This window comes from Streptomyces sp. adm13(2018) (assembly GCF_008042145.1).
Classification (GTDB): Bacteria; Actinomycetota; Actinomycetes; order Streptomycetales; family Streptomycetaceae; genus Streptomyces.
This window is the reverse complement of sequence record NZ_RDBH01000141.1, coordinates 989982-1016658: the sequence shown is the minus strand read 5'-3', so window position 1 is coordinate 1016658 and position 26677 is coordinate 989982. Positions and strand designations below refer to the sequence as shown.

The window sequence follows — 26677 nt, the reverse complement described above, 5'->3', positions numbered from 1 at the left end:
TTTCCAACTCCTTCGGTGCCTGGGCGGCCTTCGCTCAGGCTGTTGCTGTTTTCTTGCGCCGGTTCGTGATGATTTGCCCGGCCACGACCACCAGTACCGCGAGGACGAACATCGCGGTGCCGATGACGTTGATCTGAACGGGGGTTCCTCGCTGTGCCGAGCCCCAGACGAACATGGGGAAGGTGACGGTGGAGCCCGCGTTGAAGTTGGTGATGATGAAGTCGTCGAACGAGAGCGCGAAGGCGAGCAGGGCGCCGGCGGCGATGCCGGGGGCGGCGATCGGCAGGGTGACGCGCAGGAAGGTCTGCACGGGCCCGGCGTAGAGGTCGCGCGCGGCCTCCTCAAGGCGGGGGTCCATGGACATGACCCGGGCCTTGACCGCCGTGACGACGAACGACAGGCAGAACATGATGTGGGCGATCAGGACCGTCCAGAAGCCCAGCTCGATCCCCATGTTGAGGAAGAGGGTGAGCAGCGAGGCGGCCATGACGACCTCGGGCATCGCCATCGGCAGGAAGATCAGCGAGTTGATCGCGCCGCGCGCCCGGAAGCGGTAGCGGACCAGCGCGAAGGCGATCATCGTGCCGAGGACGACGGCGCCGACCGTCGCCCAGGCGGCCAGCTGGAGCGAGAGGGAGAGCGACTCGCACATGTCGGCGACGCCGCAGGGGTCCTTCCAGGCGTCGAGCGAGAACTCCTGCCAGGAGTAGTTGAAGCGCCCCTTCGGCCTGTTGAAGGAGAACGCCATCACGACGAGGTTGGGCAGGATCATGTACGCGAGCGTGAGCAGGCCCGCGACGACGACGAGGTTCTTGCGGATCCAGCGCATCAGACGAGGTCCTCCGTTCCCGCTCGGCGGATGTACACGGTGACCATGACCAGCACGATCGCCATGAGGATGAAGGAGAGCGCGGCGGCCGTCGGGTAGTCGAGGACGCGCAGGAACTGCGACTGGATGACGTTGCCGACCATCTTGGTGTCGGTCGAGCCGAGCAGCTCGGCGTTGACGTAGTCGCCGCTCGCCGGGATGAAGGTGAGCAGGGTGCCGGAGACGACGCCGGGCATCGACAGCGGGAAGGTCACCTTGCGGAACGTGGTGGCCGGGGAGGCGTACAGGTCCTGCGCGGCCTCGTGCAGCCGGCCGTCGATCCGCTCCAGGGAGGTGTAGAGGGGCAGGATCATGAAGGGCAGGAAGTTGTACGTGAGACCGCAGACGACGGCCATCGGGGTGGCGAGGACGCGGTCGCCCTCGGTCCAGCCGATCCAGCTGGTCACGTCGAGGACGTGCAGCGCGTTCAGCGCGTCGACGACGAGGCTGTCGTCGGCGAGGATCGTCTTCCAGGCCAGCGTCCGGATGAGGAAGCTGGTGAAGAAGGGGGCGATGACCAGGACCAGGAGCAGATTGCGCCAGCGGCCGGCCTTGAACGCGATGAGGTACGCGAGGGGGTAGCCGAGCAGCAGGCAGAGGATGGTCGCGGTCCCGGCGTAGAGCAGGGAGCGGACGAACTGCGGCCAGTACTCCTGGAAGGCGTCCCAGTAGGTCTGGAAGTGCCAGGTGACCTGGAAGCCCGCTTCGAGCGAGCCGGTCTGGACCGAGGTGGAGGCCTGGTAGACCAGCGGCAGCGCGAAGAAGACGAGCAGCCAGATGATGCCCGGCAGCAGCAGCCAGTAGGGGACGAGCCGCTTGCGGGTGGCGGGCTTGCGCAGCACCGGTTCCTCGGTGGGCGGCGCGTCCTTCACGAGGGTCGCGGTCATCCGGTGGCCTCCACCGTCTCCACACCGGCGTCGATGTCCTGGTCGGCGTCGAGCCCGAAGGTGTGCGCCGGGTTCCAGTGCAGGACGACCTCGGCCCCCGGGACGAGTCCCGCGCGCCGGTCGACGTTCTGCTCGTAGACCTGGAGTTCCGCGCCCGCCGGGCTGTTCACCACGTACTGGGTGGACACGCCGATGAAGGAGGAGTCGGCGATCCGGCCGGTGACGCGGTTGCGGCCGTCGGGTATCGAGTCGGCGTCGTCCCTGTGCGTCAGCGCGATCTTCTCGGGGCGGACGCCCACGAGCACCTTGCCGCCCTGGCGGACGGCGGGGGTACAGCGGTCGGCGGGGACGCGGAGCCTGCCGCCGCCGGCCGTGACGAGGACGTCGGCGCTCCCGGTGCCCGTCTCCAGGACCTCGGCCTCGATCAGGTTGGAGGTGCCGAGGAAGTTGGCGACGAAGGTGGTCTTCGGGTTCTCGTACAGGTCGGCGGGGGCGCCGAGCTGCTCGACACGGCCGCCGTTCATCACCGCGACCTGGTCGGCCATCGTCATGGCCTCCTCCTGGTCGTGGGTGACGTGCACGAAGGTGATGCCGACCTCGGTCTGGATCCGCTTGAGCTCCAGCTGCATCTGGCGGCGCAGCTTGAGGTCGAGGGCGCCGAGCGGCTCGTCGAGGAGGAGCACCTGGGGGTGGTTGATGAGGGCGCGGGCGACGGCGACGCGCTGCTGCTGGCCGCCGGAGAGCTGGTGCGGCTTGTGGCGGGCCTTGTCGCCGAGCTGGACGAGCTCCAGCATGTCGTCGACCTGCTTCTTCACCGACTTGATGCCGCGGCGGCGCAGACCGAAGGCGATGTTCTCGGTGATGTCCATGTGCGGGAAGAGTGCGTAGGACTGGAAGACGGTGTTGACCGGGCGCTTGTACGGCGGGAGGTCGGTGACGTCCTTGTCGCCGAGGAAGACGCTGCCGGTGCTGGGGTCCTCCAGGCCGGCGATCATCCGCAGGGTGGTGGTCTTGCCGCAGCCGGAGGCGCCGAGGAGGGCGAAGAAGGAGCCCTCCGGGACGGTCAGGTCGAGCGGCTGGACGGCGGTGAAGGAGCCGTAGGACTTGCTGATCCCGGTGAGACGGACGTCGCCGCCGCCCGTGTTCTTTCCGGTGTGAGGAGTCTTGTCAGTCATGGGTCGTGGTCCCAGGGAGTGAGAGAGGTGGACGACGTCGGGCTCAGGCGCCGATGAGCTTGGCGAACTTCTCCTCGTACGCCGTCTCCTCCGCGCTGGTGAGCGAGCGGAAGGCGTGCGACTTCTTGGCCATGGCCTTGTCCGGGAGGATCAGCGTGTTGTTCGCGAGTTCCGGGTCGATCTTGGCGAGCTCGTCCTTCACCCCGTCGACGGGGCAGACGTAGTTGATGTACGCGGCGAGCCGGGCGGCGACGGGGAGCTCGTAGTAGTGGTCGATGAGCTTCTCGGCGTTCGTCTTGTGCCGGGACTGCGCGGGGACGAGCAGGTTGTCGCTGGAGGTGATGTATCCGGCGGCCGGTATCGCGTAGCGGATGTCGGGGTTGTCCGCCTGGAGCTGGATGACGTCGCCGGCCCAGGCGAGGCACGCGGCGATGTCGCCCTTGTCCAGGTCGGAGGTGTAGTCGTTGCCGGTGAAGCGGCGGATCTGCTTCTTGTCGACGCCCTTCTGGAGGCGTCCGACCGCCGCGTCGTAGTCGGCGTCGGTGAAGGTCCCCGGGTCCTTGCCGAGGTCGAGCAGCGTCATGCCGACGGTGTCCCGCATCTCGGTGAGGAAGCCGACCCGGCCCTTGAGCGAGGGGTCGTCGAGGAGCTGGGTGACCGAGTCGACCTTCTTCCCGCCGGTCGCCTTCACGTTGTAGGCGATGACGGTGGATATCCCGGTCCAGGGGTACGAGTAGGCGCGGCCGGGGTCCCAGTCGGGGGTGCGGAACTGGGCGGAGAGGTTCGCGTACGCGTGGGGGAGGTGCGAGGCGTCGAGCTTCTGGACCCAGCCGAGGCGGATCATGCGGGCGGCCAGCCAGTCGGTGACGCATATCAGGTCGCGGCCGGTGTCCTGGCCGGCCGCGAGCTGCGGCTTGATCTTGCCGAAGAACTCGACGTTGTCGTTGATGTCCTCGGTGTACTTGACCTTGATCCCGGTGCGTTTCGTGAACGCCTCCAGGGTCGGCCGGGACTTCTCGTCCTCGCTGACGTCCATGTACTCGGTCCAGTTGGAGAAGGCGAGGGTCTTCTCCTTGGCCGAGACGTCGATGGACGCGGCCCCCTGGCCCTCCCGCTTGGCCGGCGGGATGCCGCAGGCGCTCAGGGAGGCCAGGCCTCCCACGGCGAGCGCGCCCACACCGCCGGCGCGCAGCATCGAACGGCGGGTGAGGGCGCCCCGGCCGCTCGTCAGGCTGCGGCGTATCGCCGCCACCTGCGCGGCGGAGAGGCTGTCGGGCTCGTACTGCTCCATGCGCTGTGCCCTTTCGGGATGGTGTGGCCGCCGGTCGGGCGGCGAGCTGCTATCGGTCCCCGAAGATCGTGCGGTGCCAGTCCTTGGCCGCCACCGCGGTGTTGTCGAACATCACGTGCTTGACCTGCGTGTACTCCTCGAAGGAGTACGCCGACATGTCCTTTCCGTAGCCGGACGCCTTGGTACCGCCGTGAGGCATCTCGCTGATGATGGGGATGTGGTCGTTGACCCAGACGCAGCCGGCCTTGATCTCGCGGGTGGCCCGGTGGGCGCGGTACACGTCCCGGCTCCAGGCGGAGGCGGCCAGGCCGTAGGGGGTGTCGTTGGCGAGCCGGATGCCCTCGTCGTCGGTGTCGAAGGGCAGGGCGACCAGGACCGGCCCGAAGATCTCGGACTGCACGACCTCGCTGTCCTGCGCGGCGCCGGTGATCAGGGTCGGACGGTAGTAGGCACCGTCCTTGAGGTCGCCGCCGGGGGCTTCCCCGCCGGTGACCACGGTGGCGTAGCCGCGGGCCCGCTCCACGAAGCCGGCGACGTGGTCGCGGTGGCGGTGGCTGACGAGCGGGCCGAGGTCGGTGGCCGGGTCGAAGGGGTCGCCCAGCCGGACCGTCTCCATCAGCTCGGCGACGCGGGCGGTGAACGCGTCGAAGAGGGGGCGCTGGACGTACGCGCGGGTGGCGGCGGTGCAGTCCTGGCCGCTGTTGATGAGGGAGGCGGCCACGGCGCCGTGCGCGGCGGCCTCCAGGTCGGCGTCGTCGAAGACCACGAAGGGGGCCTTGCCGCCGAGTTCGAGGTGGAGGCGCTTGACGGTGGCGGTGGCGATCTCGGCGACCCGCTTGCCGACCGGGGTGGAGCCGGTGAAGGAGGTCATGACGACGTCGGGGTGGCCGACGAGGTGCTCGCCGACGGTCTTCCCGGCGCCGTTGACGATGTTGACCACCCCGTCGGGGATGCCGGCCTCCTTCGCCGCCTGGGCGAACATCAGCGAGGTCAGCGGGGTCAGCTCGGCCGGCTTGAGGACGATCGTGTTGCCGGCGGCGATGGCCGGGAGGATCTTCCAGGCGGCCATCTGGAGCGGGTAGTTCCAGGGGGCGATGGAGCCGACGACGCCGAGGGGCTCGCGGCGGATGTACGAGGTGTGGTCGCCGCTGTACTCGCCGGCCGACTGGCCCTGGAGGTGGCGGGCCGCCCCCGCGAAGAACGCGGCGTTGTCGACGGTGCCGGGCACGTCGAACTCGGTGGTGAGCTTCAGCGGCTTGCCGCACTGGAGGGACTCCACGCGGGCGAAGTCCTCCGCCCACTCGGCGAGCACGCCGGCGAAACGGTGGAGCGCGTCGGAGCGCTCCCCGGGGGTCGCGCCCGCCCAGCCGGGGAACGCGGCCTTGGCCGCGGCGACGGCCTCGTCCACGTCGGCGGTCGAGGCGAGGGTGTAGGTGTACACGCTCTCCCCGGTCGCCGGATCGATCACGCTGTGTTCCCGGCCGGAGGTCCCGGCCCGGAGCCGCCCGCCGATGTACTGTGCGCCGTCCGCGAAGCGGTCCGTCACCTGGAAGCGGTTGCCCATGACGCTCTCCGTTGTCCCAGCTCGAATTGAGTGCCGATCCTGACAGAGGGATGATGGCCCAACAAGTGATTCCGTTGTTGCCTTTTGGTTACGCGACGGAATCGGTCGACCATGTGTCGAGGCGGCCGGAAAATCTCCGTACGGAGTGTCCGTGGCGAATGCCACACTCCCATGCATGAGCGCGATCGAGGCACTGACACAGCAGGTCAACAGGGGTGACCGGGTGAAGTGGCTGCACTTCTGGGGTCACCGTCCGCATCCGGACGGACGACTCACGGCGAGCTGTCTCAGCCAATGGTGGCCGGCGCCGTTCGTGGTCTCCGGCGTGTCGTACGCGACGGCCGAGCACTGGATGATGGCGGCCAAGGCCCGCCTCTTCGAGGACGCCGACGCGGAGCGGGCCGCGCTGTCCGCCCGTACGCCGGCGGAGGCCAAGAAGGCGGGCCGGCTCGTCCGGGGCTTCGACGAGACGGTGTGGGCGCGGGAGCGCTTCGGGATCGTCGTCGAGGGCAGCGTCCACAAGTTCTCCTCGGACGAGGCCCTGCGCGGCTACCTCCTGGGCACCGGCACTCGGGTCCTGGTGGAGGCCAGCCCGGTGGACCGCGTCTGGGGCATCGGCCTGGCGGCCGACGACCCCGGCGCCCACGACCCGGCCCGCTGGCGCGGCGACAACCTGCTGGGCTTCGCCCTGATGGAGGCACGCGAGCGGCTGCGCGCGGGAGCCTGAAGGGAAATCGGCGCGCCGGGTACGCGTGAGGGCCCCGCACCCAGGGGGTGCGGGGCCCTCACGCGTAGGCTTGCGGATCCGCTCAGCGGCCGCAGTGGCTCACTGGCCGCGCTCGATCTGCAGGCTCGACGCGAACGGGTCGTCGTCGTAGCCCGAGTCGAACGAGCTGGAGTCCTGGCCGGCCGCCCAGATGATGAACCCCAGGAAGACGGCGCTGACCACGATGCCGATCGCGCCCAGCACGATGCCGGTGACGGCCATGCCCCGGTTGGTGGCCTCGCCCCGGCCGCACTTCTTGACCCCGATGATGCCGAAGATCAGCGCCAGGATGCCGAGGACGGCGCCCAGGCCCCACAGGCAGAATCCGGCCACCGCGATGATGCCCAGCACCATCGAGGCGGTCCCCATGCCGTTGGACGGGGACTGCTGCCAGCCCGTCTGGCCGGGGTAGCCGCCGGGCGCCGGGTAGCCCGGGTAGCCGTACCCGGAGCCCGTCGGAGCCGGCGGCGTCGCCGCCGGGTAGCCGTATCCGCCGGACGTGTCCGCCGGATAGCCGTACGCCCCGGGCGTGGCCGCGGGGCCGCCGGGGGCGACCGGCGGCGGCGGCACCTCGGCGGGGCCGGGCGAAGCGAGCGGAAAGGACGTGACGGTCTGCTGGTCGTGCACCGGCGGCGGCGACGGGGCCGCCTCCTTGCTCAGCTCCACACCGTCACGGTTCGGCGGAGCCCACGGGTCCGTCGGGTCGTACCCGCCCCGCGACTGGTCTTGGTTGTCAGACATGGGCCTCCCCCATCATGGTCCCGCCATGCTACGGCCTCACCCGTGAGGGGGAACCGCCCGGCCTACGATGAACGGATGACCGATCTCCATCCCTTCATCGCGGGCCTCCCGAAGGCCGAGCTGCACGTCCACCACGTCGGCTCCGCCTCGCCCCGGATCGTCGCCGAGCTCGCCGCCCGGCACCCCGACTCCAAGGTCCCCACGGACCCGGAGGCGCTGACCGACTACTTCACGTTCACCGATTTCGCCCACTTCATCGACGTCTACCTCTCCGTCGTCGACCTGGTCCGCACCCCCGAGGACGTCCGGCTGCTGACCTTCGAGGTCGCCCGGGACATGGCCCGGCAGAACATCCGGTACGCCGAGCTGACCATCACCCCCTACTCGTCCACCCGCCGGGGCATCGACGAGCGCGCCTTCATGGCGGCCATCGAGGACGCCCGCAAGGCGGCCGAGGCCGAGTTCGGCACCGTCCTGCGCTGGTGCTTCGACATCCCCGGCGAGGCCGGCCTGGCCTCCGCCGAGGAGACCGCCCGCCTCGCCACCACCGACGGGCTGCGCCCCGAGGGCCTGGTCTCCTTCGGCCTCGGCGGCCCGGAGATCGGTGTGCCCCGCCCCCAGTTCAAGCCGTACTTCGACCGGGCGCGGGCGGCCGGCCTGCACTCCGTGCCGCACGCGGGCGAGACGACCGGCCCGGGGACCGTCTGGGACGCGATCAACGAGCTGGGCGCCGAGCGCATCGGCCACGGCACCAGCTCGGTCCAGGACCCGGCGCTCCTCGCCCACCTGGCGGAGCACCGGATCGCCCTGGAGGTCTGCCCGACCTCGAACATCGCCACCCGGGCCGTCGCCACCCTGGACGAGCACCCGATCCGGCAGATGGTGGACGCGGGCGTCCTCGTGACCGTCAACAGCGACGACCCGCCGATGTTCGGTACCGACCTCAACACCGAGTACGCGGTCGCGGCCCGTCTCCTCGGCCTCGACGAGCGCGGTGTCGCCGCCCTCGCGAAGAACGCGGTGGAGGCCTCGTTCCTCGACCGGCCCGGCAAGGACCGGATCGCCGCCGAGATCGACACGTACACCGACACCTGGCTGGCACGCTGACGACTGGCCCGGCCGCCCGCGACGGCGAGAATGGGCCCATGGACTCCGACACCGCCATGGACCCGACCGCCGTCGTCAAGCCCGCCGGGGCTCCGGCCTCCGTGACCGTCGTGGGCCATCGCGGCGACCCGTACCGCGTCCGCGAGAACACCCTCGGCTCGATCGCCTCGGCGATCGAGCGGGGGGCGGACGCGGTCGAGGTCGACGTCCGGCTGACCAGGGACGGCGTGCCCGTCCTCCTCCACGACGACACCCTCAAGCGGCTGTGGGGCCACGACCGCCCGCTCCGCGTGCTCTCGTACGAGCAGCTCCGCGAGCTGACGTACGACGGCGTCCCGACCCTGCGCGAGGCCCTGCTCACCGCCGGGGAGAAGCGGCTGATGCTGGACCTGCCCGGCGGCGACGAGGACTCGGTCCGGACCGTCGTCCGCACGGTCCGCGAGTGCGGCGCCGGGGAGCGCGTCTACTACTGCGCCGGGGCCGTCGCCATGCTCCAGGTCCGCGCGGCCGACCCGGCCGCCGAGATCGCCCTCACCTGGACCTCGCTCGCCCCGCCCCGCCCGGTCCTCCTCGACGTGGTACGGCCCCGCTGGCTCAACTACCGCTTCGGCCTGGTGAGTCGGGCCCTCACCGATCGGGTGCACCGGGACGGGCTGCTCGTCTCCGCCTGGACCGCCGACACCTCCCGGAGCATGCGTAAGCTGATCACGAACGGGGTCGACTCGATCACCACCAACCGGGTCGACGCCCTCGCCGCCGTCCTGCGAAAGGCCCAGGCATGAACGACCGGATCCGGACCGACGTCGCCCACAACGCGCGGGTGTGGAACTACTGGCTGGGCGGCAAGGACAACTACCCGGTCGACCGCGCGGTGGGCGACCAGGTCACCGGCTTCTACCCGGGCATCGGCGAAGTGGCCCGCGCGGACCGGGCGTTCCTCGGCCGCGCCGTCACCTTCCTCGCCGCGGACGCCGGGGTCCGCCAGTTCCTCGACATCGGCACCGGCCTGCCCACCGCCGACAACACCCACGAGGTCGCCCAGCGGGCCGCGCCCGACTCACGGATCGTCTACGTCGACAACGACCCGATCGTCCTCACCCACGCCCGCGCGCTGCTGACCAGCGCCCCGGAGGGCGTCACGGACTACGTGGACGCCGACGCGCACGAGCCGGAGCGGATCCTCGCGGCGGCCGGCGCGACCCTCGACCTGTCCCGGCCGGTCGCCGTCATGATGCTCGGCATCCTCAACTTCGTCCTGGACACCGCGAAGGCCCGGTCGATCGTCCGCACCCTGATGGACGCGGTTCCCTCCGGCAGCTACCTGGTCCTCACCCACCCGACGCTGGAGCCGGACCTCGGTGGGGAGGGCAACAAGGCCGCGATGGCGTTCTGGAACGAGAACGCGACCCCGCCGATCACCGCCCGCAGCCGCACCGAGTTCGTCTCCTTCCTCGACGGGCTCGACATCCTGGAGCCGGGCGTCCTGTCCTGCTCGCGCTGGCGCGCGCCCGCCGGAGGCGCCCCCGTGGTCGCGCAGTTCGGCGCGGTGGGCCGCAAGCCGTAATGGGAAGACGGGGGGATGTCCACGCCCGGTGGGAGCGGACGCGGACCTGGGGCGGGGCCAATCCCTGGGCGGTGGACGCCGGGATCGCGCTGCTGGTGCAGGCGGCGATGACGATGCCGTTCGTGGTGCCGCGCCCGCCCGAACTCGAACCGGCCACCTGGACCGCGTACGGACTGACGACGCTCACCGTGGTCCCGCTCGTCTGGCGGCGGCGGGCGCCGGTCGCCGTGCTCCTCGCGATCCTGGCGACGAGCACGCTGTACATCCTGGCCTTGGACGGACCGGGGCAGCCGCTGCCGTACACCGGGCTCGTCATCGTCTACACGGTGGCGCTGCACTCCCCGCCGCGCAAGCGGCTGGCGACGGCGGGGCTCATGCTGGTCGCGGTGCCCGCCTCGGTCTGGCTCAACACCCGGTCGGCCCGCGAACTGACCTTCTCGCTCTTCGTGTTCGGCGCGTCCTATGTGTTCGGCCGGCTCCAGGACGCGCGGCAGCGCGCGCACCTCGTCGAGGCCGAGCGGGCCGCCGCGCGCGAACGGGCGCGGATCGCACGGGAGATGCACGACATCCTGTCGCACGCGGTGAGCCTCATGGTCGTCCAGGCGCAGGCCGGCCCGGTGGCGGTCCGGACGGCGCCGGAGCGCGCGGAGGCCGCGTTCGAGGCGATCTCCGAGACGGGCCGGGAGGCGATGACCCAGCTGCGGCAGATGCTGGGGCTGCTGCGGGAGGGGTCCGAGGGGGCGCCGCCCCGCGAGCCGCAGCCGGACCTCTCCGGGATCCCCGCCCTGGTGGAGCGGGTGCGGTCCGGCGGGCTTCCGGTCGCGTACACGACGGAGGGCGGGGTACGGGCGCTGCCCGCCGCGACCGGCGCGAGCGCCTACCGGATCGTGCAGGAGGCCCTGACGAACGTGGTCCGGCACGCGGACGCGCGCCGGGCCGAGGTCCGGCTCGCCCACGCCGACGGCGTCCTGCACGTCACCGTGACGGACGACGGGCGCGGCCCCGCGGTGGCGGGGGCGCGCGGATCCGGCGGGCACGGCCTCACGGGCATCCGGGAGCGGGCCGCCGCGCACGGCGGGACGGCGACGACCGGCCCCGGGCCGGACGGCCGGGGCTTCGAGGTGCGGGTCCTGCTCCCCGTACCCTCCACGGCGGAGGCGGGGAGGTGACGACGATCCGGGTGGTGGTCGCGGACGACCAGGAACTGGTCCGCAGCGGCTTCGCGATGATCCTGGACGCACAGCCGGACATCGAGGTCGTGGCGGAGGCCGGGGACGGCGCCGAGGCGGTCGAGGCGGTGCGCCGGCACGCCCCGGACGTGGCCCTCCTCGACATCCGGATGCCCGGCACCGACGGCATCGAGGCCTGCCGGGAGATCTGCGCGGGCAGCGGCTGCCGGACGGTGATCCTCACGACCTTCGACACCGACGCGTACGTCTACGAGGCGCTGCACGCGGGCGCGAGCGGCTTCCTCCTCAAGGACGTGCGGCGGGACGATCTGGTGCACGCGGTACGGGTGGTGGCGGCGGGCGACTCGCTGCTGGCGCCGTCCGTGGCCCGCCGGCTGGTGGAGCAGTACACGGCGGGCGGTCCGCGCAGGACGGCCCCGGACGCGCGGCTCGACGTACTGACCGGCCGGGAGCGCGAGACGCTGCTGCTCCTGGCCCGCGGTCTGTCCAACGCGGAGATCGCGGCGGAGCTGGTGGTGAGCGACCACACGGTGAAGACGCACGTGGGGAACGTGCTCGCCAAGCTCGGGCTGCGGGACCGGATCCAGGCGGTGATCTGCGCGTACGAGACGGGGCTGGTCGCGGTGGGCTCTCCCCCGCCCGGGGGAGGCGGCGGGCCGGGTCCCTCCCCCTGGTCGGCGAGGAAGTGACCGGTGGAGGACCGCCGGTGCGGGCGATCCGGTGAGCGCCGCGGGTCAGCAGGATGGAGCCATCGAGAACAACGGCTCACAACCACGGAGTTGACCATGAGGACCACCACCCGCACGCTGCTCGCCACCGCCCTCGTCCTGGGGGTGGCCGCGGGTCCGGCCCTCGCCCCGGCCTTCGCGGCCCCGACGGCGGCGCGGGCGACAGCCCGGGCTTCGGGCCCGGCGGCCCCTGGTCCGGCTGCTCCGGCGGCACGGCCGACGAGCCCGGACCTGAGCGCGGCGATCGCAGGGCTCCCCCGCGCGGACGCCACGGCCGCACTGGTCCGGGTCGGCGGCACCGAGGGCTCCTGGCAGGGCAGTTCGGGCGTCCGGGACCTGGAGTCCGGCGCCCCGGCGGATCCGGCCGGCCGCTTCCGGGCCGGCTCGGTGACGAAGGTCTTCACCGCGGCGACCGTCCTCCAACTGGCCTCCGAGCGCCGGATCGACCTGGACCGCACGGCCCGCTCGTACCTGCCGGAGCTGATCCCCCGCCGGTACGCCACGGTGACGGTCCGCCAGCTCCTGAACCACACGCACGGCATCCCGGCCCCCGACCTGAACGTGGGGGACACGGTGGAGGAGTGGTACGCCCACCGCTTCGACGTGCACGACCCGGAGGCCATGGTCCGCTCGGCGACGGCGAAGCCGCGCGAGTTCCGGCCGGGCACCCGGCAGCACTACCTCAACATCGGGTACACGGTCGCCGCCCTGATCGTGGAGCGGGTGACGGGTGACACGTACGAGCGGCAGGTGGAGCGGCGGATCCTGCGTCCGCTGCGGCTGCGGGACACGTATCTGCCGGGCGCGGCGGCCGCGCTCGTCGGCCCGTACAACCACGGCTACCAGACGATGCGGCTCGACGACGGGACGACGGGGCCGCGCGACGTCTCGGAGTGGGGCGCGACGGACGGCTGGGCGGCCGGCGACCTCGTGTCGACCACGGCCGACCTGGAGCGCTTCGTCCGGGCGCTGTTCGCGGGCCGGGTGGTGCGCGGGCCGCTCCTGGAGGAGATGTTCACCCTGCCGAAGGTCGCGGACCTGGCGTCGGGCGAGCCCGCGGCGTACTCGGCGGGCCTGTCGATGAAGCGGCTCGGCGGCCGCGAGGTCTGGGGCAAGACCGGCGGCCGCTGGGGCTACAACACGGCCGTCGCCGCCACCCGCGACGGCAGGCGGACCCTCGTCTACAGCGTCAACGCCACGGACGCGAAGGGCCAGGACATGAACCCGACGGCGCTGAACATCATGGTGGCGGCGTACGGCCTGCCGGACTAGCCGACCGAGGCCGGCACGGGCTCCGGCGCCGTGGCGGCCTCCAGCCGCTTGATCAGCCGGCGTACGTGGAGCAGCGGCAGGATCCCGATGACGCCGAAGGACATGTCGATGACCGACCACCAGAAGGGGATGCCCCGGAGGGGGCCGCAGATCAGGGCGAGCGGGATGATGCCGACGCAGGCGATCATGCCGAACTCGACGACCCAGATGTTGCGGACGGGATCGCGGTGGACGCCGTAGAAGGCGACCGCGATGACGAGGTGCGCGAAGGCGAGCCAGTCGGTGCCGTAGAGCACGTACGGGGCCTGCTCGTCGGTGGTCTCGAGGCCGCCCCGCACCCGGTCGATCCATTCGGCGAGGCCGGGGAGGAGGTCGGCCGTGGGAGCCGCCCACCCGTCGAGCGCGGAGTCGAGGAGTCGGAGTTCGGTGACGAGCGGGAACGCGGTGATCCCGCTCAGGACCAGGCAGACGACGAAGACGATCAGCCAGACGCGGATGCGCGTGAGAAGGGCTCTCGGCCCGTTCGAGTCGCTCATGAGGGCAGCGTACGCCCTTCTTGAACGCGTTCAGAAACGGGGTTCCCGCTCGGCTCACAGGCCGACGATCGCGTTCCACCGCTTGGTGAAGTCCTGCCGCTCGCGGGCGGTGATGTCACGGGCGATCGCCAGGCGTCCCCGCATGTCCGCGTCCGGGAAGACCAGCGGGTCCTCCGCGAGGGCCACCAGGTCCTCGTCGCCGGAGTCGGCGAGGACCTGCTGGGCGGCCGGCACCGGGCAGACGTAGTTGACCCAGGCGGCGAGTTCGGCGGCGACCTCGGGCTCGTAGTAGTAGTCGACGAGCTTCTCGGCGTTGGCCTTGTGCTGCGCGAGGTTGGGGACCAGCAGGGACTCGGCCCACAGTTCGGCGCCCTCCTCGGGGACGACGAACTCGATGTCCGGGTTGTCGGCCTGGAGTTGGATGACGTCGCCCGAGTAGGCCTGGCAGGCGAGCACGTCGCCGGTCGACAGGTCCTTGATGTAGTCGTTGCCGGTGAAGCGGCGGATGTGCCGGGACTTCACCAGTCCCTCGATCTGCTCGCACAGGGCGTGGAAGTCGTCGCCGGTCCACCGGGTGACGTCGACGCCGCGGCCCATCATGAGCAGCGCGAAGGACTCGTCGAGACCGGACAGCAGGGTGACCTTGCCGCGCAGGTCGTCGGCCCACAGCTCCTTGGTGGAGCGGAGTTCGCGACCGAGCCTGCGGCGGTTGTACGCGATGCCGGTGATCCCGGACTGCCAGGGGACGGTGTGCAGCCGGCCCGGGTCGAAGGCGGGCGAGCGGAGCTGCGGGTCGAGGTGCTCGGTGACGTGCGGCTGGGCGGCGCGGTCCATCTCCTGGGCCCAGCCGAGGCGGACGAAGCGGGCGGCCATCCAGTCGCTGACGACGATCAGGTCGCGGCCGGTCTGCTGGTGGTTCATCAGCGAGGGGCTGATCTTGCCGAAGAACTCGTCGTTGTCGTTGATCTCCTCGGTGTACCGGACGGCTATCCCGGTGCGCTTCCGGAACGCGTCGAGGGTCGGCCGCCTCCGGGCGTCCTCGTCGTCGGTGTCGATGTAGAGCGGCCAGTTGGCGAAGTCGAGGGTTCTGTCCCGGGCCGAGAGGTCGCGGCCGGCCCGGTCGGCCTCGTCGACGTAGGCGGCGGGGACCCCGCATCCGGCGGCGAGCAGGCTCGCGGCCCCGGCACCCCCGATGCCGCGCAGCAGGGACCGGCGGGAGATGTTGTTCCTGGCTGTCGCTCTCACCCGTGCAGCATCCCGGGAGGCCCGGGGCCGGGGCAATGGACGCTCCGTCGAGCGACGCGGCGCGGCCCCGACACCCTGTCGACCGGGGTGCCGGGGCCGCGTGGCGTTCAGGCGGGGGTTCAGCCCAGGGAGGTCATGACGTGCTTGATGCGCGTGTAGTCCTCGAAGCCGTAGCCCGAGAGGTCCTTGCCGTAGCCGGACTTCTTGAAGCCGCCGTGGGGCATCTCGGCGACCAGCGGGATGTGGGTGTTGATCCACACGCAGCCGAAGTCGAGGGCCTTGGACATGCGCATCGCGCGCGCGTGGTCCTTGGTCCAGACGGAGGAGGCGAGGGCGTACTCGACGCCGTTCGCGTACTCCAGCGCCTGCGCCTCGTCCGCGAAGGACTGGACGGTGATGACCGGGCCGAAGACCTCGTTCTGGACGATCTCGTCGTCCTGCTTGAGGCCGGAGACGACGGTCGGGGCGTAGAAGTAGCCCTTGTCGCCGACCCGGTGGCCGCCGGCCTGGACCTTGGCGTGCGCCGGGAGGCGGTCGATGAAGCCGGTGACCTGCTTCAGCTGGTTGGCGTTGTTGAGGGGGCCGAAGAGCACGTCCTCGTCGTCCGGCTGGCCGGTCTTGGTCTCGGACGCGGCCTTGGCGAGCGCGGCGACGAACTCGTCGTGGATGGACTCGTGGACGAGCACGCGGGTGGCGGCCGTACAGTCCTGGCCGGCGTTGAAGAAGCCGGCGACGGAGATGTCCTCGACGGCCTTGTCGATGTCGGTGTCCTCGAAGACCACGACCGGGGCCTTGCCGCCCAGCTCCAGGTGGACGCGCTTGACGTCCTTGGCGGCCGACTCGGCGACCTGCATGCCGGCGCGTACGGAGCCGGTGATGGAGGCCATGGCGGGGGTCGGGTGCTCGACCATCGCCTTGCCGGTCTCGCGGTCGCCGCAGACGACGTTGAAGACGCCCTTGGGGACGATCTGGCCGATGATCTCCGCCATCAGGACCGTCGACGCGGGGGTCGTGTCCGAGGGCTTGAGAACGACGGTGTTGCCCGCGGCGAGCGCCGGGGCGAACTTCCACACGGCCATCATCATCGGGTAGTTCCACGGCGCGACCTGGGCGCAGACGCCCACGGGCTCGCGGCGGACGATGGAGGTCAGACCCTCCATGTACTCGCCGGCCGAGCGGCCCTCCAGCATGCGGGCGGCACCGGCGAAGAAGCGGATCTGGTCCACCATCGGCGGGATCTCTTCGCTCGCCGTGAGGGCGACGGGCTTTCCGGTGTTCTGTACCTCGGCGGCGATCAGGTCCTCGGCGCGCTCCTCGAAGGCGTCGGCGATCTTGAGGAGAACCTTCTGGCGCTCGGCCGGCGTGCTGTCACGCCAGGCGGGGAAGGCGGCCGCGGCGGCCTCCATCGCGGCGTCGACGTCGGCCGGGCCCGAGAGCGGGGAGGTGGCGTACACCTCGCCGCTGGCCGGGTTGACCACGTCGATGGTGCGGCCGTCGGCCGCGTCGCGGAACTCCCCGTTGATGTAGTTACGCAGCCGGCGCAGCTCGGTGGTCACTTGCCACCCCTCCTGTCACGTTCTGTCGTCGCACGTCCTTGTGCGGTGTCCCGATGGGCGAGACACCTCAGCCTAATCGCTCGGCTGACGCTTTCAACAGGCCCACCCTCCTCCAACTTCGGATTCCGCGTGATTCGAGCACCTCGACAACGAATTTCATTGATCTGGGGTTGCGAGACCGACATTCTCGGTGCACAGTGAAGTCGTGGCCAGTCGAAGCACAGAACCCAGAACCGGAACCGGTTCGTCCCCGACGATCGACGCCGTCTCCCTGGCGATCATCGAGCAGCTCCAGGAGGACGGCCGCCGCCCCTACGCGGCGATCGGCAAGGCCGTGGGCCTCTCCGAGGCAGCCGTGCGGCAGCGCGTCCAGAAACTGCTCGACCAGGGCGTCATGCAGATCGTCGCCGTCACCGACCCGCTCACCGTGGGCTTCCGGCGACAGGCGATGGTCGGCATCAACGTCGAGGGTGACCTTGATCCGGTTGCGGAAGCCCTGACGGCCATGGCCGAATGCGAGTACGTGGTGATGACCGCCGGCTCGTTCGACCTCATGGTGGAGATCGTCTGCGAGGACGACGACCACCTGCTGGATGTGATCAACAAGCGCATCCGCACCCTCCCCGGCGTGCGCTCCACCGAGAGCTTCGTCTACCTCAAGCTCAAGAAGCAGACCTATATGTGGGGAACTCGATAATCGTGACCCAGTCCCGAAGCGACATGTCAAAGACCGCGTACGACCACCTGTGGATGCACTTCACCCGCATGTCCTCGTACGAGAACGCGCCCGTTCCCACCATCGTGCGTGGTGAGGGCACCTACATCTTCGACGACAAGGGCAAGCGGTACCTCGACGGTCTCGCGGGGCTCTTCGTGGTCAACGCCGGACACGGCCGCAAGGAACTGGCCGAGGTCGCGTACAAGCAGGCCCAGGAGCTCGCGTTCTTCCCCGTGTGGTCGTACGCGCACCCCAAGGCCGTCGAGCTCGCCGAGCGCCTCGCGGACTACGCGCCGGGCGACCTGAACAAGGTCTTCTTCACCACCGGTGGCGGCGAGGCCGTCGAGACCGCCTGGAAGCTCGCCAAGCAGTACTTCAAGCTGCAGGGCAAGCACACCAAGTACAAGGTCATCTCGCGTGCGGTCGCCTACCACGGCACCCCGCAGGGCGCCCTGTCCATCACCGGTCTCCCGGCCCTCAAGGCCCCCTTCGAGCCGCTGGTCCCCGGCGCGCACAAGGTGCCGAACACCAACATCTACCGCGCCCCGATCCACGGCGACGACCCCGAGGCCTTCGGCCGCTGGGCCGCCGACCAGATCGAGCAGCAGATCCTCTTCGAGGGCCCCGAGACCGTCGCGGCCGTCTTCCTGGAGCCCGTGCAGAACGCCGGCGGCTGCTTCCCGCCGCCGCCCGGCTACTTCCAGCGCGTCCGCGAGATCTGCGACCAGTACGACGTGCTGCTCGTCTCCGACGAGACGATCTGCGCCTTCGGCCGCCTCGGCACGATGTTCGCCTGTGACAAGTTCGGCTACGTGCCGGACATGATCACCTGCGCCAAGGGCATGACCTCGGGCTACTCCCCGATCGGCGCCTGCATCGTCTCGGACCGCATCGCGGAGCCCTTCTACAAGGGCGACAACACCTTCCTCCACGGCTACACCTTCGGTGGCCACCCGGTGTCGTCGGCGGTCGCCATCGCCAACCTCGACATCTTCGACAAGGAAGGCCTGAACCAGCACGTCCTCGACCAGGAGGGCAACTTCTTCGAGACCCTGAAGAAGCTGCACGACCTCCCGATCGTCGGCGACGTCCGCGGCAACGGCTTCTTCTACGGCATCGAGCTCGTCAAGGACAAGGTCACCAAGGAGTCCTTCACGGACGAGGAGACCGAGCGCGTCCTGTACGGCTTCCTCTCCAAGGCGCTGTTCGAGAACGGCCTGTACTGCCGTGCCGACGACCGTGGCGACCCGGTCATCCAGCTCGCCCCGCCGCTGATCGCCGACCAGGGCACCTTCGACGAGATCGAAGGCATCCTGCGCTCGGTGCTCACCGAGGCCTGGACCAAGCTCTAAGGTCCCCGCCCCGCGAGGCACACGACATCACGCCGCCCTCACGGCGTGACCCCGGCCCGGGCATGGCGCCATCCGAGTGGATGGCGGCGGCCCGGGCCGCGTGCTGTCCGTACGAACGGATCCGAATACTTACGGTGCCCAGTGACCGACAGGCCCGTCCCTTCGTTCCCCCGGACGGGGGAACAGACCGGATCCGACATCGAGGTGTACGCCATGGCACCACCGGACAACGACGTGCTCTGGGCGCGTTCCCTGCACTGCGAGCTGGGCGGTTCGGACGCCCTCAGCGGCGTCTCCCTCGGCGTCCGCGAGGGCGAGATCCTCGCCCTCGTCGGCCCGCGCGGCAGCGGCAAGACCACCCTCATGCGCTGCCTGTCCGGCCAGCTCGTCGCCCAGCAGGGCGAGGTCTGGTTCAACAGCGGCCCGGTGCACACCCTGACGACCGCCGACCGGGAACGGCTCCGCCGCGACCGCTTCGGCTGGATCGACCCCGAACCCGGTCTCGTCCCCGAGCTCAACGGCTGGGAGAACGCCGCCCTCCCGCTGCTGCTCCGCGGCACCCCCCACCGGGCCGCCCGGACGGCCGCCGTCGAATGGCTGGACCGCCTCGACATCGGTGCCTGCGCCCGCAAGCGCCCGCACGCCCTCAGCCACGCGGAACGCCAGCGCATCGCCATCGCCCGCGCGCTGGTCACCACCCCGGCGGTCCTCTTCGCCGACGAACCCACCGCGATCCTGCACCGGGCCGACGGCGCCCAGGTCCTGCGCACGCTGACCGCCGCCGCCCGCTCGCACGGCATCACCGTGCTCCTCGCCACCCACGACCCGGAGGTCGCGGCGCTCGCCGACCGCACGGTCGCGCTCCTCGACGGACGCCGGGTCGGCGCCGTACCCCCGGTGTCAGGAGCGGAGGGCGTCGCCGCGTGCTCGCTCTCCGTGTAGCCCGCGGGGCCCACCCCCTCGTCCAGACGCGCCGGCTCCTCGTCGCCGCCGCGGCGGCGGGGGTCGGCTTCCTCCTGCTCTGCACCCTCGGTTACGCCGTCGGGCACCCCGAGCGGTCCTCGGCGTCCGTCCTGCGGCTGCTCTGGTGCGTCCTGCCGCTCGCCGCCACCGTCCAGTTCGCGGTCGCGGTCGCCCGGACCGACCCCAGCACCCGGCCCCGCCCCGGGCTCTCCTCCATCGGCCTCGGCCCCGCCCGCCTCACCGCGATCGCCGCCGCGTCGACCGCCGTCGCCTGCACCCTGGGCTCTGTGGTCGCGCTGCTGTTCTACCTGCACCTGCGCGGCGACATCACGGGCCTGCCGTTCGACGGGGCCGCCGCCGACCTGCTCGCCGCCGACCAGCCGATCCCGCTCGCCGCCGCCCTCACCCTGCTCGCCGTCCTCCCGGTCGTCGCCGCCACGGCCGCGGCCCTCGCCCTGCGGCCGCGCACCGCGCCCGCCCCGCCCGAGGGCGCCGAGCGGCCGATGCCGTCCGGGCTGCCGTGGGGCGTCGCCCTGGTCGCGGTCGGCCTGGCCGTCGAGACGTACGCCGGCCGAAGCGGAGCAGGCGACGCCCTCCCCCTGCCGGGCCGCTTCGACGGCAACCCGGCGGGCGTCCTGGCCGGCTGGGTCCTCACCGCCGTCGGCCTCGCGATGGCCGGCCCGGGCATCGTCCACGGCTGCGGACGCCTCCTCCAGGCCGTCCGGCCGGGCGCCGCCCGGCTGCTCGCGGGCCGCGTCCTGATGGATGAGGCCCGGCGCATCGGCCGCCCCCTGGGCGTAGTCAGCGCGGTGCTCTCCGGGACCCTCGCGGCGACCACCCTCCACCAGGAGGGCACCGGGCCCGGCGCCTTCGGCCCGCTCACCGGCCTGGGCGCGACCCTCGTCCTGGCCTGCACGACGGCGACCCTGCTCACCGCGGCCCTGGAGTCCCGGCAGAGCCGCGCCCACACCACCGAGGCCCTCCTCCGCATCGGCGCCCCGCCCACGGCCCTCCGCTCGGCGGCCCTGCTGCGCGTCGGCGTCCTGCTCGCGGTCTTCCTCCCGCTCACCTGGGTCGTGGCCGAGCTGGCGGCGCTGCCGCTGACCGGCTGAGCCGAACCGAAGGGGGGTGCCGTGTCCGCACGGCACCCCCCTTCGGCGTCCCCGGACGGCGGGCCGGAGCCTCAGTTCCGACAGAAGGCGGCTCAATTCCGCCAGAAGAGGTGGTGGGTGACCGCGCCGCCCGGGCTGGGCACGACGTCGCGGTGATAGCGGTCGAGCAGCTCGTCGGGCGACTCCCAGAGCCGTACCCCCGCGCCGAGCTCCACCGGCGCCACCGCGACGTGCAGGGTGTCGACGAGGCCCGCGTCCAGGAACGCGCGGACGACGGTCGCCCCGCCGCCGAGCCGGACGTCCTTGCCGTCCGCCGCCTGCTTCGCCCGCGCCAGCACGCTCGCCGGGTCGCCCTCCACGAAGTGGAACGTCGTGTCGGACAGCGTGAACGACGGACGCGGGTGATGCGTCATCACGAACACCGGGGTGTGGAACGGCGGCTCGTCACCCCACCAGCCCTGCCACTCGTGGTCCTGCCACGGACCGCGCTGGGGCCCGAACTTGTTGCGGCCCATGATCTCGGCGCCGATGTGGTGGGAGAAGTCCCGGGTGAAGTAGTCGTCGAGTCCGCGGCTGCCCCCGGGGTCGGTGCGGTTGGGCCAGCTCGCGGTGGCACCCGCCCAGGCGAACAGGGCCCCGGGGTCCGCGTGCCCGAAGGGGCGCTCCAGGCTCTGGCCCTCCCCCGTGCCGAATCCGTCGGACGAGACCATGAAGTTCTGGACTCTGAGCAGCTGGCCCATGGGGGTTCCTCCCGGGTGGTCGGCAGACATCACGAACACCCAGGAGACTCCACGGCACCGGGAAAGTCATCGCACCGCCACGAGGTGTCGCACCGCCACGGGGTGTCGTCCCGCTACGGGGTGTCGTCCCCCAGCACCACCACGTCCTCCGCCCGGAACTCCACCCCCACCGCGGCGCCCTCCTCCGGCACCTCCCGCAGCGGCAGCTCCGCGTCCAGCGGCGGCCCCTCCGCCGGGCGCAGCCGTACGGCCACCCGGCTGCCCCGGAAGGTCCGGGACTCGACGGTCCAGGCCGCCCGCTCGTCGGCGGGCACCAGCCGCACTCCGCCCGGCCTGACCAGGAGGCGCCGCTCGCCCTGCGGTGAGCCGTCCGGCACCGGGACCTTCCCCCAGGCCGTCTCCGCGACCGGGCCGGTCACCCGGGCCGCCACCACGTTGTCGAAGCCCAGGAAGCGGGCCACGAACTCCGAGGCCGGCCGCGACCACACCTCGACGGGCGCGCCCGTCTGGGCGATGCGACCGTCCCGCATGACCACCACCCGGTCGGCCAGCGCGAAGGCCTCGCCCTGGTCGTGGGTCACCGCGAGCACCGTGGTGCCGAGCCGGCCGAAGAGCTGCCGCAGCTCCATGACGAGCCGCTCCCGCAGCCCCCGGTCGAGCTGGCCGAGGGGCTCGTCGAGCATCAGCAGCCGGGGGCTGGGCGCGAGGGCCCGGGCCAGCGCCACCCGCTGCTGCTCACCGCCGGAGAGCGCGGCGACGGGCCGCCGCCCGGCGCCCGGCAGGCCGACGAGGTCGAGCAGCTCCGCCACCCGCTCGGCCTGCTCCGCCTTCCCGGCCCCGCGCATCCGCAGGCCGAAGGCGACGTTGCCGCCGACGTCCCGCTGCGGGAACAGCTGGTGGTCCTGGAACATCAGGCCGACGCCCCGCCGGTGCACCGGCACCCCGCGCTGGTCGGCGCCGCCGAGCAGCACCCGCCCGCCGTCGAGGGCCTGGAGTCCGGCGACGGCCCGCAGCAGCGTGGACTTGCCGCTGCCGCTGGGTCCGAGCACGGACACGATCTCGTGGTCGGCGACCTCCAGGTCCACGCCGTCGAGCGCGGCCCGCTCCCCGAACCGTACGGTCGCCCCGTCGAGTACCAGCATCAGAACTCCCCCGAGGTGCGTTCGGTCCGGAGCCGTTCGAGCAGCAGCAGGGACACCGCGCACACCACCATGAGGATCGTCGAGAGGGCCATCGCCTGGCCGTAGTTGAGTTCGCCGGGCCGGCCGAGGAGCCGGGCCACCGCCACCGGCAGCGTCGGGCTGTCGGGGCGTGCGATGAAGACGGTCGCGCCGAACTCGCCCAGCGAGACGGCGAACGCGAAGCCGGCGGCGATCAGCAGCGCCCGCCGCACCAGCGGCAGGTCCACCTCCCGCCAGGCCCGCCACGGCGAGGCGCCGAGCACGGCCGCCGCTTCCCGCAGCCGCTCGTCGACCGCGCGGAGCACCGGCAGCATGGTCCGTACGACGAAGGGCACACCGACCAGTGCCTGCGCCAGCGGTACGAGGATCCAGCTGGCCCGCAGGTCGAACGGCGGCTCGTCGAGCGTGATGAGGAAGCCGAAGCCGACGGTCACGGCCGACACCCCGAGCGGCAGCATGAGCAGCGCGTCGAAGCCGCGGACGAGCCTGCCCGCCCGCCGGGTCAGCGCGGCCGCCGCGAGCCCGCCGATGACGAGGGCGATCAGGGTGGCGACGACGGCGTACCGCAGCGAGTTGCCGATCGTGTCGAGCAGGGGCACCAGGAAGGTGCCGGAGGGGTCCGGGGTCTGCAGGGCCCGGTAGTAGTCCAGCCCGTAGCCGTGGGAGGTGGCGAAGGACCGCTCGACGAGCACCCCGAGCGGCAGCACGATCAGCAGGGCGATCGAGAGCAGCACGCCCGCGAAGAGCGCCCACTGGCCGACGCCCCGGGGCCGGCGGGCCGTCTGTTCGGGCGCCACCATCCGCAGCGCCGTCTCCCGCCGGCGGACGGTCCGGGCGTGCACGGCGAGGACCGCGCCGACGGCGGCGAACTGCACCAGCGTGAGGACGGCCGCCGTGGTCAGGTCGAAGCGGACGACGGTCTGCCGGTAGATCTCCGTCTCCAGGGTGGAGTACGTGGATCCGCCGAGGATCTGGACGACGGCGAACGAGCTCGCGGTGAAGAGGAAGACCATCAGCGCGGCCGCGGCCACGGACGGGGCCAGCGCCGGCAGGGTCACCGTCCGCCAGGCCCGCCAGCGGGAGGCCCCGAGCACCCGGGCGGCCTCCTCCTGACGGGGGTCGAGCTGCGCCCAGAGTCCCCCGACGGTCCGTACGACGACGGCGTAGTTGAAGAAGACGTGGGCGATCAGGATCGCCCAGACCGTGGTGTCGAGCCGTACGCCCCACAGCTCGTCGAGGAGCCCGCCGCGCCCGACGAGCGCGAGGAAGGCCGTGCCGACCATGACGGTCGGCATCACGAAGGGGACGGTGACGACCGCGCGCAGCAGGCCCTTCCCACGGAACTCGAACCGCGCGAAGACGTACGCCCCGGGGAGCGCGATCAGCAGGGTGAGGCCGGTGGAGGCGAGCGCCTGCCAGAGCGTGAACCACAGGACGTCGAGGATCTCCGGCCGGCTGAGCGTCTCGCCGAACCGGCCGAACTGCCACCGCCCGCCGACGCGCAGCCCGCGCTCGACGATCGATACGACGGGCCAGGCGAAGAAGAGCGCGAAGAAGGCGACGGGCACGGCCATCAGGCCGAGCCGCGCCGCGCTTCCCCGGCGGTCGGGGACTACTTCAGGACGAGCGACGACCACTGCTGGATCCACGGGTCACGCTTCTCGGCGATCTTCTCGGGCGCCATGGTCTCCGGCTTGTCGACCACCACGCCGTGCTTCGTGAACAGCTCGGGCAGGGCCGCGTCCTCGGCCACCGGGTTGACGAACATCTGGAGCGGCATGTCCTCCTGGAACTTCTTCGAGATCAGGAAGTCGATCAGCGCCTTGCCGCCCTCGGGGTTCTTCGCGCCGTTCAGCAGGCCCGCGAACTCGGTCTGCCGGAAGCAGGTCCCGGTGGACACCCCGGTGGGGGCCGTCTTCGGCTGCGGCTCGCCGTAGAGCACCTCGACCGGCGGGCTGGAGGCGTACGAGACGACGAGCGGCCGGTCGCCCTTGGCCTGCTTGCCGCCGGCCGAGCCGGAGAACTCCTGGTTGTAGGCGAGCTCCCAGCTGTCGACGGTCTTCACGCCGTTGGCCTTGAGCTTCTTCCAGTAGTCCTGCCAGCCGTCGTCCCCGTACTTCGCGGCCGTACCGAGGAGGAAGCCGAGGCCCGGGGAGGACCGCTCCGGGTTCTCCACCACGAGCAGGTCCTTGTACGCGGGCTTCGCCAGGTCGTCGAAGGTGACCGGCGGCGCGAGCTTCTTGTCGGCGAAGTACTTCTTGTCGTAGTTGACGCAGATGTCACCGGTGTCGACGGGCGTGACCCGCCGCTCCTTGTCGAGCCGGTACGCCGCCGGGACCCGGTCTACGCCCTTCGCCGCGTATGGCACGAAGATGCCGTTGTCGAGGGCGCGGGACAGCAGCGTGTTGTCCACGCCGAAGAAGACGTCGCCCTGCGGGGAGCCCTTGGTCAGGATCTCCTTGTTGACGGCCTCGCCGGCGTCGCCGCTCTTCAGCACCTTGACGGTGAAGCCGGTCTGCTTCGTGAACGCGGCCAGCACCTCCTTGGAGGCGTTGAACGAGTCGTGACTGACGAGGGTCACGGTCTTGGGCGCGGGCGCGCCGGACGGGCCGGCCGCCTTGCCGGCGTCGTCCGCGCCGCAGGCGGCGAGGGTGGTGACGCCGAGCGCGGCGACGAGCGCGGCGGCCGCGGCCTTCTTGATGCTCACCTGATGGGTGCTCACTGGATTCCTCCTGGGTGTGACCAGGAAGAGACGCGGCCCTGCCCACGACCGGCGGACCGGGCGCGGGCAGGGCGCAACAGCTTGAGTTAACGACCGAACTTCCTACCCAGAATGACCTGGGCAAGGTTCAGAGGGTCTGCGGTCCTACGGTGACCGCACTCTCAGCGCTGTGGCGCTCCCCTGTCGGAATATGGAGATGTGTTCGACCTCAGAGTACAAGGTCAGCGCTCGGCGGCCGCCAGCTGTCCACAGGCGCCGTCGATCTCCTGGCCGCGGGTGTCCCGGACGGTCACCGGCACGCCGTGGCGGGCGATGGCCTCGACGAAGGCCTTCTCGTCCTCCGGACGCGACGCCGTCCACTTCGAACCCGGCGTCGGGTTCAGCGGGATCAGGTTGACGTGCACCCGGCGCCCCTTGAGCAGCCGGCCCAGCAGGTCACCGCGCCACGCCTGGTCGTTGATGTCCCGGATGAGCGCGTACTCGATGGAGATCCGGCGGCCGGACTTCTCCGCGTACTCCCAGGCCGCGTCCAGGACCTCCCGCACCTTCCAGCGCGTGTTGACGGGCACCAGGGTGTCCCTGAGCTCGTCGTCCGGGGCGTGCAGCGAGACCGCGAGCCGGCACTTGAAGCCCTCGTCGGCGAACCGCAGCATCGCGGGCACCAGACCCACCGTGGACACGGTGATCCCGCGCTGCGAGAGCCCGAGGCCGTCCGGCTCGGGGTCGGTGAGGCGCCGGACGGCGCCGACGACCCGCTTGTAGTTCGCGAGCGGCTCCCCCATGCCCATGAACACGATGTTGGAGAGCCGCGCCGGTCCCCCGGGCACCTCGCCGTCGCGCAGCGACCGCATGCCGTCCACGATCTGGTGCACGATCTCGGCGGTCGACAGGTTCCGGTCGAGCCCGGCCTGCCCCGTCGCGCAGAACGGGCAGTTCATCCCGCAGCCGGCCTGCGAGGAGATGCACATGGTCACCCGGTCCGGGTAGCGCATGAGCACCGACTCGACGAGTGTGCCGTCGTGCAGCCGCCACAGGGTCTTGCGGGTGGTGTCGTCGTCGCACGAGATGTGCCGGACGACGGACATCAGATCGGGCAGCAGCTCCCCGGCCAACTTCTCCCGCGAGGCGGCCGGGATGTCCGTCCACTCGGCGGGATCGTGCGCGTACCGCGCGAAGTAGTGGGTGGACAGCTGCTTGGCGCGGAACGGCTTCTCACCGATCGCGGCGACGGCCTCCTTCCGCTCGGCGGGCGTGAGGTCGGCCAGGTGCCGCGGCGGCTTCTTGGCTCCGCGGGGGGCGACGAAAGTGAGTTCTCCGGGCTTGGGCATGGTGCTACCAGTGTCGCAGACGCGCGCCTGTGGCCCGGTTCGCCGCCTCAGGGGGTGGGTGAGCGGGGCTG

Annotated in this window: 25 protein-coding genes and 1 riboswitch; of the genes, 11 read left to right on the top strand and 14 right to left on the bottom strand. The window is 71.5% G+C overall.

Translation table 11 applies throughout. The features are described 5' to 3' along the window. Window positions 1–34: 34 nt before the first annotated feature. Genes EAO70_RS32810 through EAO70_RS32790 form a run of 5 tightly spaced genes read right to left on the bottom strand, consistent with a single transcriptional unit; the run spans window position 35 to window position 5785 of the window. Window positions 35–829 (bottom strand): ABC transporter permease, encoded by a 795-nt coding sequence (locus tag EAO70_RS32810; protein WP_148006391.1) that lies wholly within the window; start codon window positions 827–829, stop codon window positions 35–37. Next, window positions 829–1755 (bottom strand): ABC transporter permease, encoded by a 927-nt coding sequence (locus tag EAO70_RS32805; RefSeq protein WP_148006390.1) that lies wholly within the window; start codon window positions 1753–1755, stop codon window positions 829–831. The genes EAO70_RS32810 and EAO70_RS32805 overlap by 1 nt, the downstream gene beginning before the upstream one ends. Next, complete coding sequence (locus tag EAO70_RS32800) at window positions 1752–2930, bottom strand: ABC transporter ATP-binding protein (RefSeq protein WP_148006389.1); 1179 nt, start codon at window positions 2928–2930, stop codon at window positions 1752–1754. The genes EAO70_RS32805 and EAO70_RS32800 overlap by 4 nt, the downstream gene beginning before the upstream one ends. Window positions 2931–2973: 43 nt before the next feature. Continuing rightward, window positions 2974–4221, bottom strand: coding sequence for a PotD/PotF family extracellular solute-binding protein (locus EAO70_RS32795; protein WP_148006388.1), 1248 nt, complete (start codon window positions 4219–4221; stop codon window positions 2974–2976). Window positions 4222–4270: 49 nt separating this feature from the next. Continuing rightward, window positions 4271–5785 (bottom strand): gamma-aminobutyraldehyde dehydrogenase, encoded by a 1515-nt coding sequence (locus EAO70_RS32790; RefSeq protein WP_148006387.1) that lies wholly within the window; start codon window positions 5783–5785, stop codon window positions 4271–4273. A 175-nt stretch (window positions 5786–5960) separates the two neighbouring features. Here EAO70_RS32790 and EAO70_RS32785 point away from each other — a divergent pair, with 175 nt between their 5' ends. After that, a complete protein-coding gene (locus tag EAO70_RS32785; RefSeq protein ID WP_148006386.1) occupies window positions 5961–6512 on the top strand; it encodes an NADAR family protein in 552 nt (183 codons plus the stop codon). A gap of 99 nt (window positions 6513–6611) precedes the next feature. On the opposite strand, the gene EAO70_RS32780 is transcribed toward EAO70_RS32785, so the two are convergent. Beyond that, a complete protein-coding gene (locus tag EAO70_RS32780; RefSeq protein ID WP_148006385.1) occupies window positions 6612–7292 on the bottom strand; it encodes a DUF4190 domain-containing protein in 681 nt (226 codons plus the stop codon). Between the two features lie 75 nt (window positions 7293–7367). Between EAO70_RS32780 and EAO70_RS32775 the strand changes: the two genes are divergently transcribed. The 6 genes from EAO70_RS32775 (at window position 7368) to EAO70_RS32750 (ending at window position 13153) form a co-directional block, all read left to right on the top strand. Continuing rightward, window positions 7368–8399, top strand: a complete 1032-nt coding sequence (locus EAO70_RS32775) for an adenosine deaminase (protein WP_148006384.1) — start codon at window positions 7368–7370, stop codon at window positions 8397–8399. Between the two features lie 56 nt (window positions 8400–8455). Next, entirely contained in the window at window positions 8456–9181 is a 726-nt protein-coding gene (locus EAO70_RS32770) for a glycerophosphodiester phosphodiesterase (protein WP_261993171.1), read from the top strand. Beyond that, window positions 9178–9963 (top strand): SAM-dependent methyltransferase, encoded by a 786-nt coding sequence (locus tag EAO70_RS32765; RefSeq protein ID WP_148006382.1) that lies wholly within the window; start codon window positions 9178–9180, stop codon window positions 9961–9963. Before EAO70_RS32770 ends, EAO70_RS32765 begins: the two co-directional genes overlap by 4 nt. After that, window positions 9963–11132 carry a sensor histidine kinase gene (locus EAO70_RS32760; protein WP_148006381.1) on the top strand — a complete coding sequence of 390 codons (1170 nt, stop codon included), beginning with the start codon at window positions 9963–9965 and terminating at the stop codon, window positions 11130–11132. Before EAO70_RS32765 ends, EAO70_RS32760 begins: the two co-directional genes overlap by 1 nt. Window positions 11133–11188: 56 nt before the next feature. Continuing rightward, window positions 11189–11842 (top strand): response regulator, encoded by a 654-nt coding sequence (locus EAO70_RS32755; protein WP_261993170.1) that lies wholly within the window; start codon window positions 11189–11191, stop codon window positions 11840–11842. A 96-nt stretch (window positions 11843–11938) separates the two neighbouring features. Beyond that, window positions 11939–13153: a serine hydrolase domain-containing protein gene (locus tag EAO70_RS32750; protein ID WP_148006379.1), complete on the top strand. Its 1215-nt coding sequence runs from the start codon at window positions 11939–11941 to the stop codon at window positions 13151–13153. Here EAO70_RS32750 and EAO70_RS32745 read toward each other — a convergent pair. The 3 genes from EAO70_RS32745 to EAO70_RS32735 form a co-directional block, all read right to left on the bottom strand. After that, on the bottom strand, window positions 13150–13689 hold the full coding sequence (locus tag EAO70_RS32745) for a hypothetical protein (protein WP_148006378.1): 540 nt from the start codon (window positions 13687–13689) through the stop codon (window positions 13150–13152). The two genes, EAO70_RS32750 and EAO70_RS32745, sit on opposite strands and share 4 nt — an antisense overlap. A 54-nt stretch (window positions 13690–13743) precedes the next feature. Continuing rightward, the gene (locus EAO70_RS32740) at window positions 13744–14910 is read right to left on the bottom strand and encodes a spermidine/putrescine ABC transporter substrate-binding protein (protein ID WP_187284143.1); all 1167 of its coding nucleotides are present in this window, start codon (window positions 14908–14910) and stop codon (window positions 13744–13746) included. A 143-nt stretch (window positions 14911–15053) separates the two neighbouring features. After that, window positions 15054–16490 carry a gamma-aminobutyraldehyde dehydrogenase gene (locus tag EAO70_RS32735; RefSeq protein ID WP_148006376.1) on the bottom strand — a complete coding sequence of 479 codons (1437 nt, stop codon included), beginning with the start codon at window positions 16488–16490 and terminating at the stop codon, window positions 15054–15056. 205 nt (window positions 16491–16695) lie between these two features. Between EAO70_RS32735 and EAO70_RS32730 the strand changes: the two genes are divergently transcribed. From EAO70_RS32730 to EAO70_RS32715, 4 genes are all read left to right on the top strand, one after another. Beyond that, window positions 16696–17187 (top strand): Lrp/AsnC family transcriptional regulator, encoded by a 492-nt coding sequence (locus tag EAO70_RS32730; RefSeq protein WP_187284121.1) that lies wholly within the window; start codon window positions 16696–16698, stop codon window positions 17185–17187. Then, on the top strand, window positions 17184–18560 hold the full coding sequence (locus EAO70_RS32725; protein ID WP_402119260.1) for an aspartate aminotransferase family protein: 1377 nt from the start codon (window positions 17184–17186) through the stop codon (window positions 18558–18560). Before EAO70_RS32730 ends, EAO70_RS32725 begins: the two co-directional genes overlap by 4 nt. A 213-nt stretch (window positions 18561–18773) precedes the next feature. Continuing rightward, window positions 18774–19502, top strand: a complete 729-nt coding sequence (locus EAO70_RS32720; RefSeq protein ID WP_148006373.1) for an ABC transporter ATP-binding protein — start codon at window positions 18774–18776, stop codon at window positions 19500–19502. After that, window positions 19484–20635, top strand: coding sequence for a hypothetical protein (locus EAO70_RS32715; protein ID WP_148006372.1), 1152 nt, complete (start codon window positions 19484–19486; stop codon window positions 20633–20635). The genes EAO70_RS32720 and EAO70_RS32715 overlap by 19 nt, the downstream gene beginning before the upstream one ends. Before the next feature lie 92 nt (window positions 20636–20727). Here EAO70_RS32715 and EAO70_RS32710 read toward each other — a convergent pair whose 3' ends face one another. The 5 genes from EAO70_RS32710 to rlmN form a co-directional block, all read right to left on the bottom strand. Continuing rightward, window positions 20728–21375: a dihydrofolate reductase family protein gene (locus tag EAO70_RS32710; RefSeq protein WP_148006371.1), complete on the bottom strand. Its 648-nt coding sequence runs from the start codon at window positions 21373–21375 to the stop codon at window positions 20728–20730. A gap of 113 nt (window positions 21376–21488) precedes the next feature. Then, a complete protein-coding gene (locus EAO70_RS32705; protein WP_148006370.1) occupies window positions 21489–22517 on the bottom strand; it encodes an ABC transporter ATP-binding protein in 1029 nt (342 codons plus the stop codon). Continuing rightward, window positions 22517–24130 carry an ABC transporter permease gene (locus EAO70_RS32700; RefSeq protein WP_148006647.1) on the bottom strand — a complete coding sequence of 538 codons (1614 nt, stop codon included), beginning with the start codon at window positions 24128–24130 and terminating at the stop codon, window positions 22517–22519. The genes EAO70_RS32705 and EAO70_RS32700 overlap by 1 nt, the downstream gene beginning before the upstream one ends. A 38-nt stretch (window positions 24131–24168) precedes the next feature. Beyond that, entirely contained in the window at window positions 24169–25263 is a 1095-nt protein-coding gene (locus tag EAO70_RS32695; protein ID WP_148006646.1) for a thiamine ABC transporter substrate binding subunit, read from the bottom strand. Between the two features lie 96 nt (window positions 25264–25359). Then, window positions 25360–25470, bottom strand: a riboswitch (TPP riboswitch). A 29-nt stretch (window positions 25471–25499) separates the two neighbouring features. Further along, window positions 25500–26606, bottom strand: coding sequence for a 23S rRNA (adenine(2503)-C(2))-methyltransferase RlmN (rlmN, locus tag EAO70_RS32690; protein WP_073912946.1), 1107 nt, complete (start codon window positions 26604–26606; stop codon window positions 25500–25502). Window positions 26607–26677: the final 71 nt, after the last annotated feature.

Coding starts and splice junctions, on each gene's coding strand:
- EAO70_RS32770 (WP_261993171.1), top strand. CDS start 8,456: ATGGACCCGACCGCCGTCGTCAAGCCCGCCGGGGCTCCGGCCTCCGTG.
- EAO70_RS32810 (WP_148006391.1), bottom strand. CDS start 829: ATGCGCTGGATCCGCAAGAACCTCGTCGTCGTCGCGGGCCTGCTCACG.
- EAO70_RS32710 (WP_148006371.1), bottom strand. CDS start 21,375: ATGGGCCAGCTGCTCAGAGTCCAGAACTTCATGGTCTCGTCCGACGGA.
- EAO70_RS32745 (WP_148006378.1), bottom strand. CDS start 13,689: ATGAGCGACTCGAACGGGCCGAGAGCCCTTCTCACGCGCATCCGCGTC.
- EAO70_RS32805 (WP_148006390.1), bottom strand. CDS start 1,755: ATGACCGCGACCCTCGTGAAGGACGCGCCGCCCACCGAGGAACCGGTG.
- EAO70_RS32765 (WP_148006382.1), top strand. CDS start 9,178: ATGAACGACCGGATCCGGACCGACGTCGCCCACAACGCGCGGGTGTGG.
- EAO70_RS32775 (WP_148006384.1), top strand. CDS start 7,368: ATGACCGATCTCCATCCCTTCATCGCGGGCCTCCCGAAGGCCGAGCTG.
- EAO70_RS32755 (WP_261993170.1), top strand. CDS start 11,189: ATGATCCTGGACGCACAGCCGGACATCGAGGTCGTGGCGGAGGCCGGG.
- EAO70_RS32700 (WP_148006647.1), bottom strand. CDS start 24,130: ATGGCCGTGCCCGTCGCCTTCTTCGCGCTCTTCTTCGCCTGGCCCGTC.
- EAO70_RS32750 (WP_148006379.1), top strand. CDS start 11,939: ATGAGGACCACCACCCGCACGCTGCTCGCCACCGCCCTCGTCCTGGGG.
- EAO70_RS32780 (WP_148006385.1), bottom strand. CDS start 7,292: ATGTCTGACAACCAAGACCAGTCGCGGGGCGGGTACGACCCGACGGAC.
- EAO70_RS32795 (WP_148006388.1), bottom strand. CDS start 4,221: ATGGAGCAGTACGAGCCCGACAGCCTCTCCGCCGCGCAGGTGGCGGCG.
- EAO70_RS32790 (WP_148006387.1), bottom strand. CDS start 5,785: ATGGGCAACCGCTTCCAGGTGACGGACCGCTTCGCGGACGGCGCACAG.
- EAO70_RS32800 (WP_148006389.1), bottom strand. CDS start 2,930: ATGACTGACAAGACTCCTCACACCGGAAAGAACACGGGCGGCGGCGAC.
- EAO70_RS32785 (WP_148006386.1), top strand. CDS start 5,961: ATGAGCGCGATCGAGGCACTGACACAGCAGGTCAACAGGGGTGACCGG.
- EAO70_RS32705 (WP_148006370.1), bottom strand. CDS start 22,517: ATGCTGGTACTCGACGGGGCGACCGTACGGTTCGGGGAGCGGGCCGCG.
- rlmN (WP_073912946.1), bottom strand. CDS start 26,606: ATGCCCAAGCCCGGAGAACTCACTTTCGTCGCCCCCCGCGGAGCCAAG.
- EAO70_RS32720 (WP_148006373.1), top strand. CDS start 18,774: ATGGCACCACCGGACAACGACGTGCTCTGGGCGCGTTCCCTGCACTGC.
- EAO70_RS32760 (WP_148006381.1), top strand. CDS start 9,963: ATGGGAAGACGGGGGGATGTCCACGCCCGGTGGGAGCGGACGCGGACC.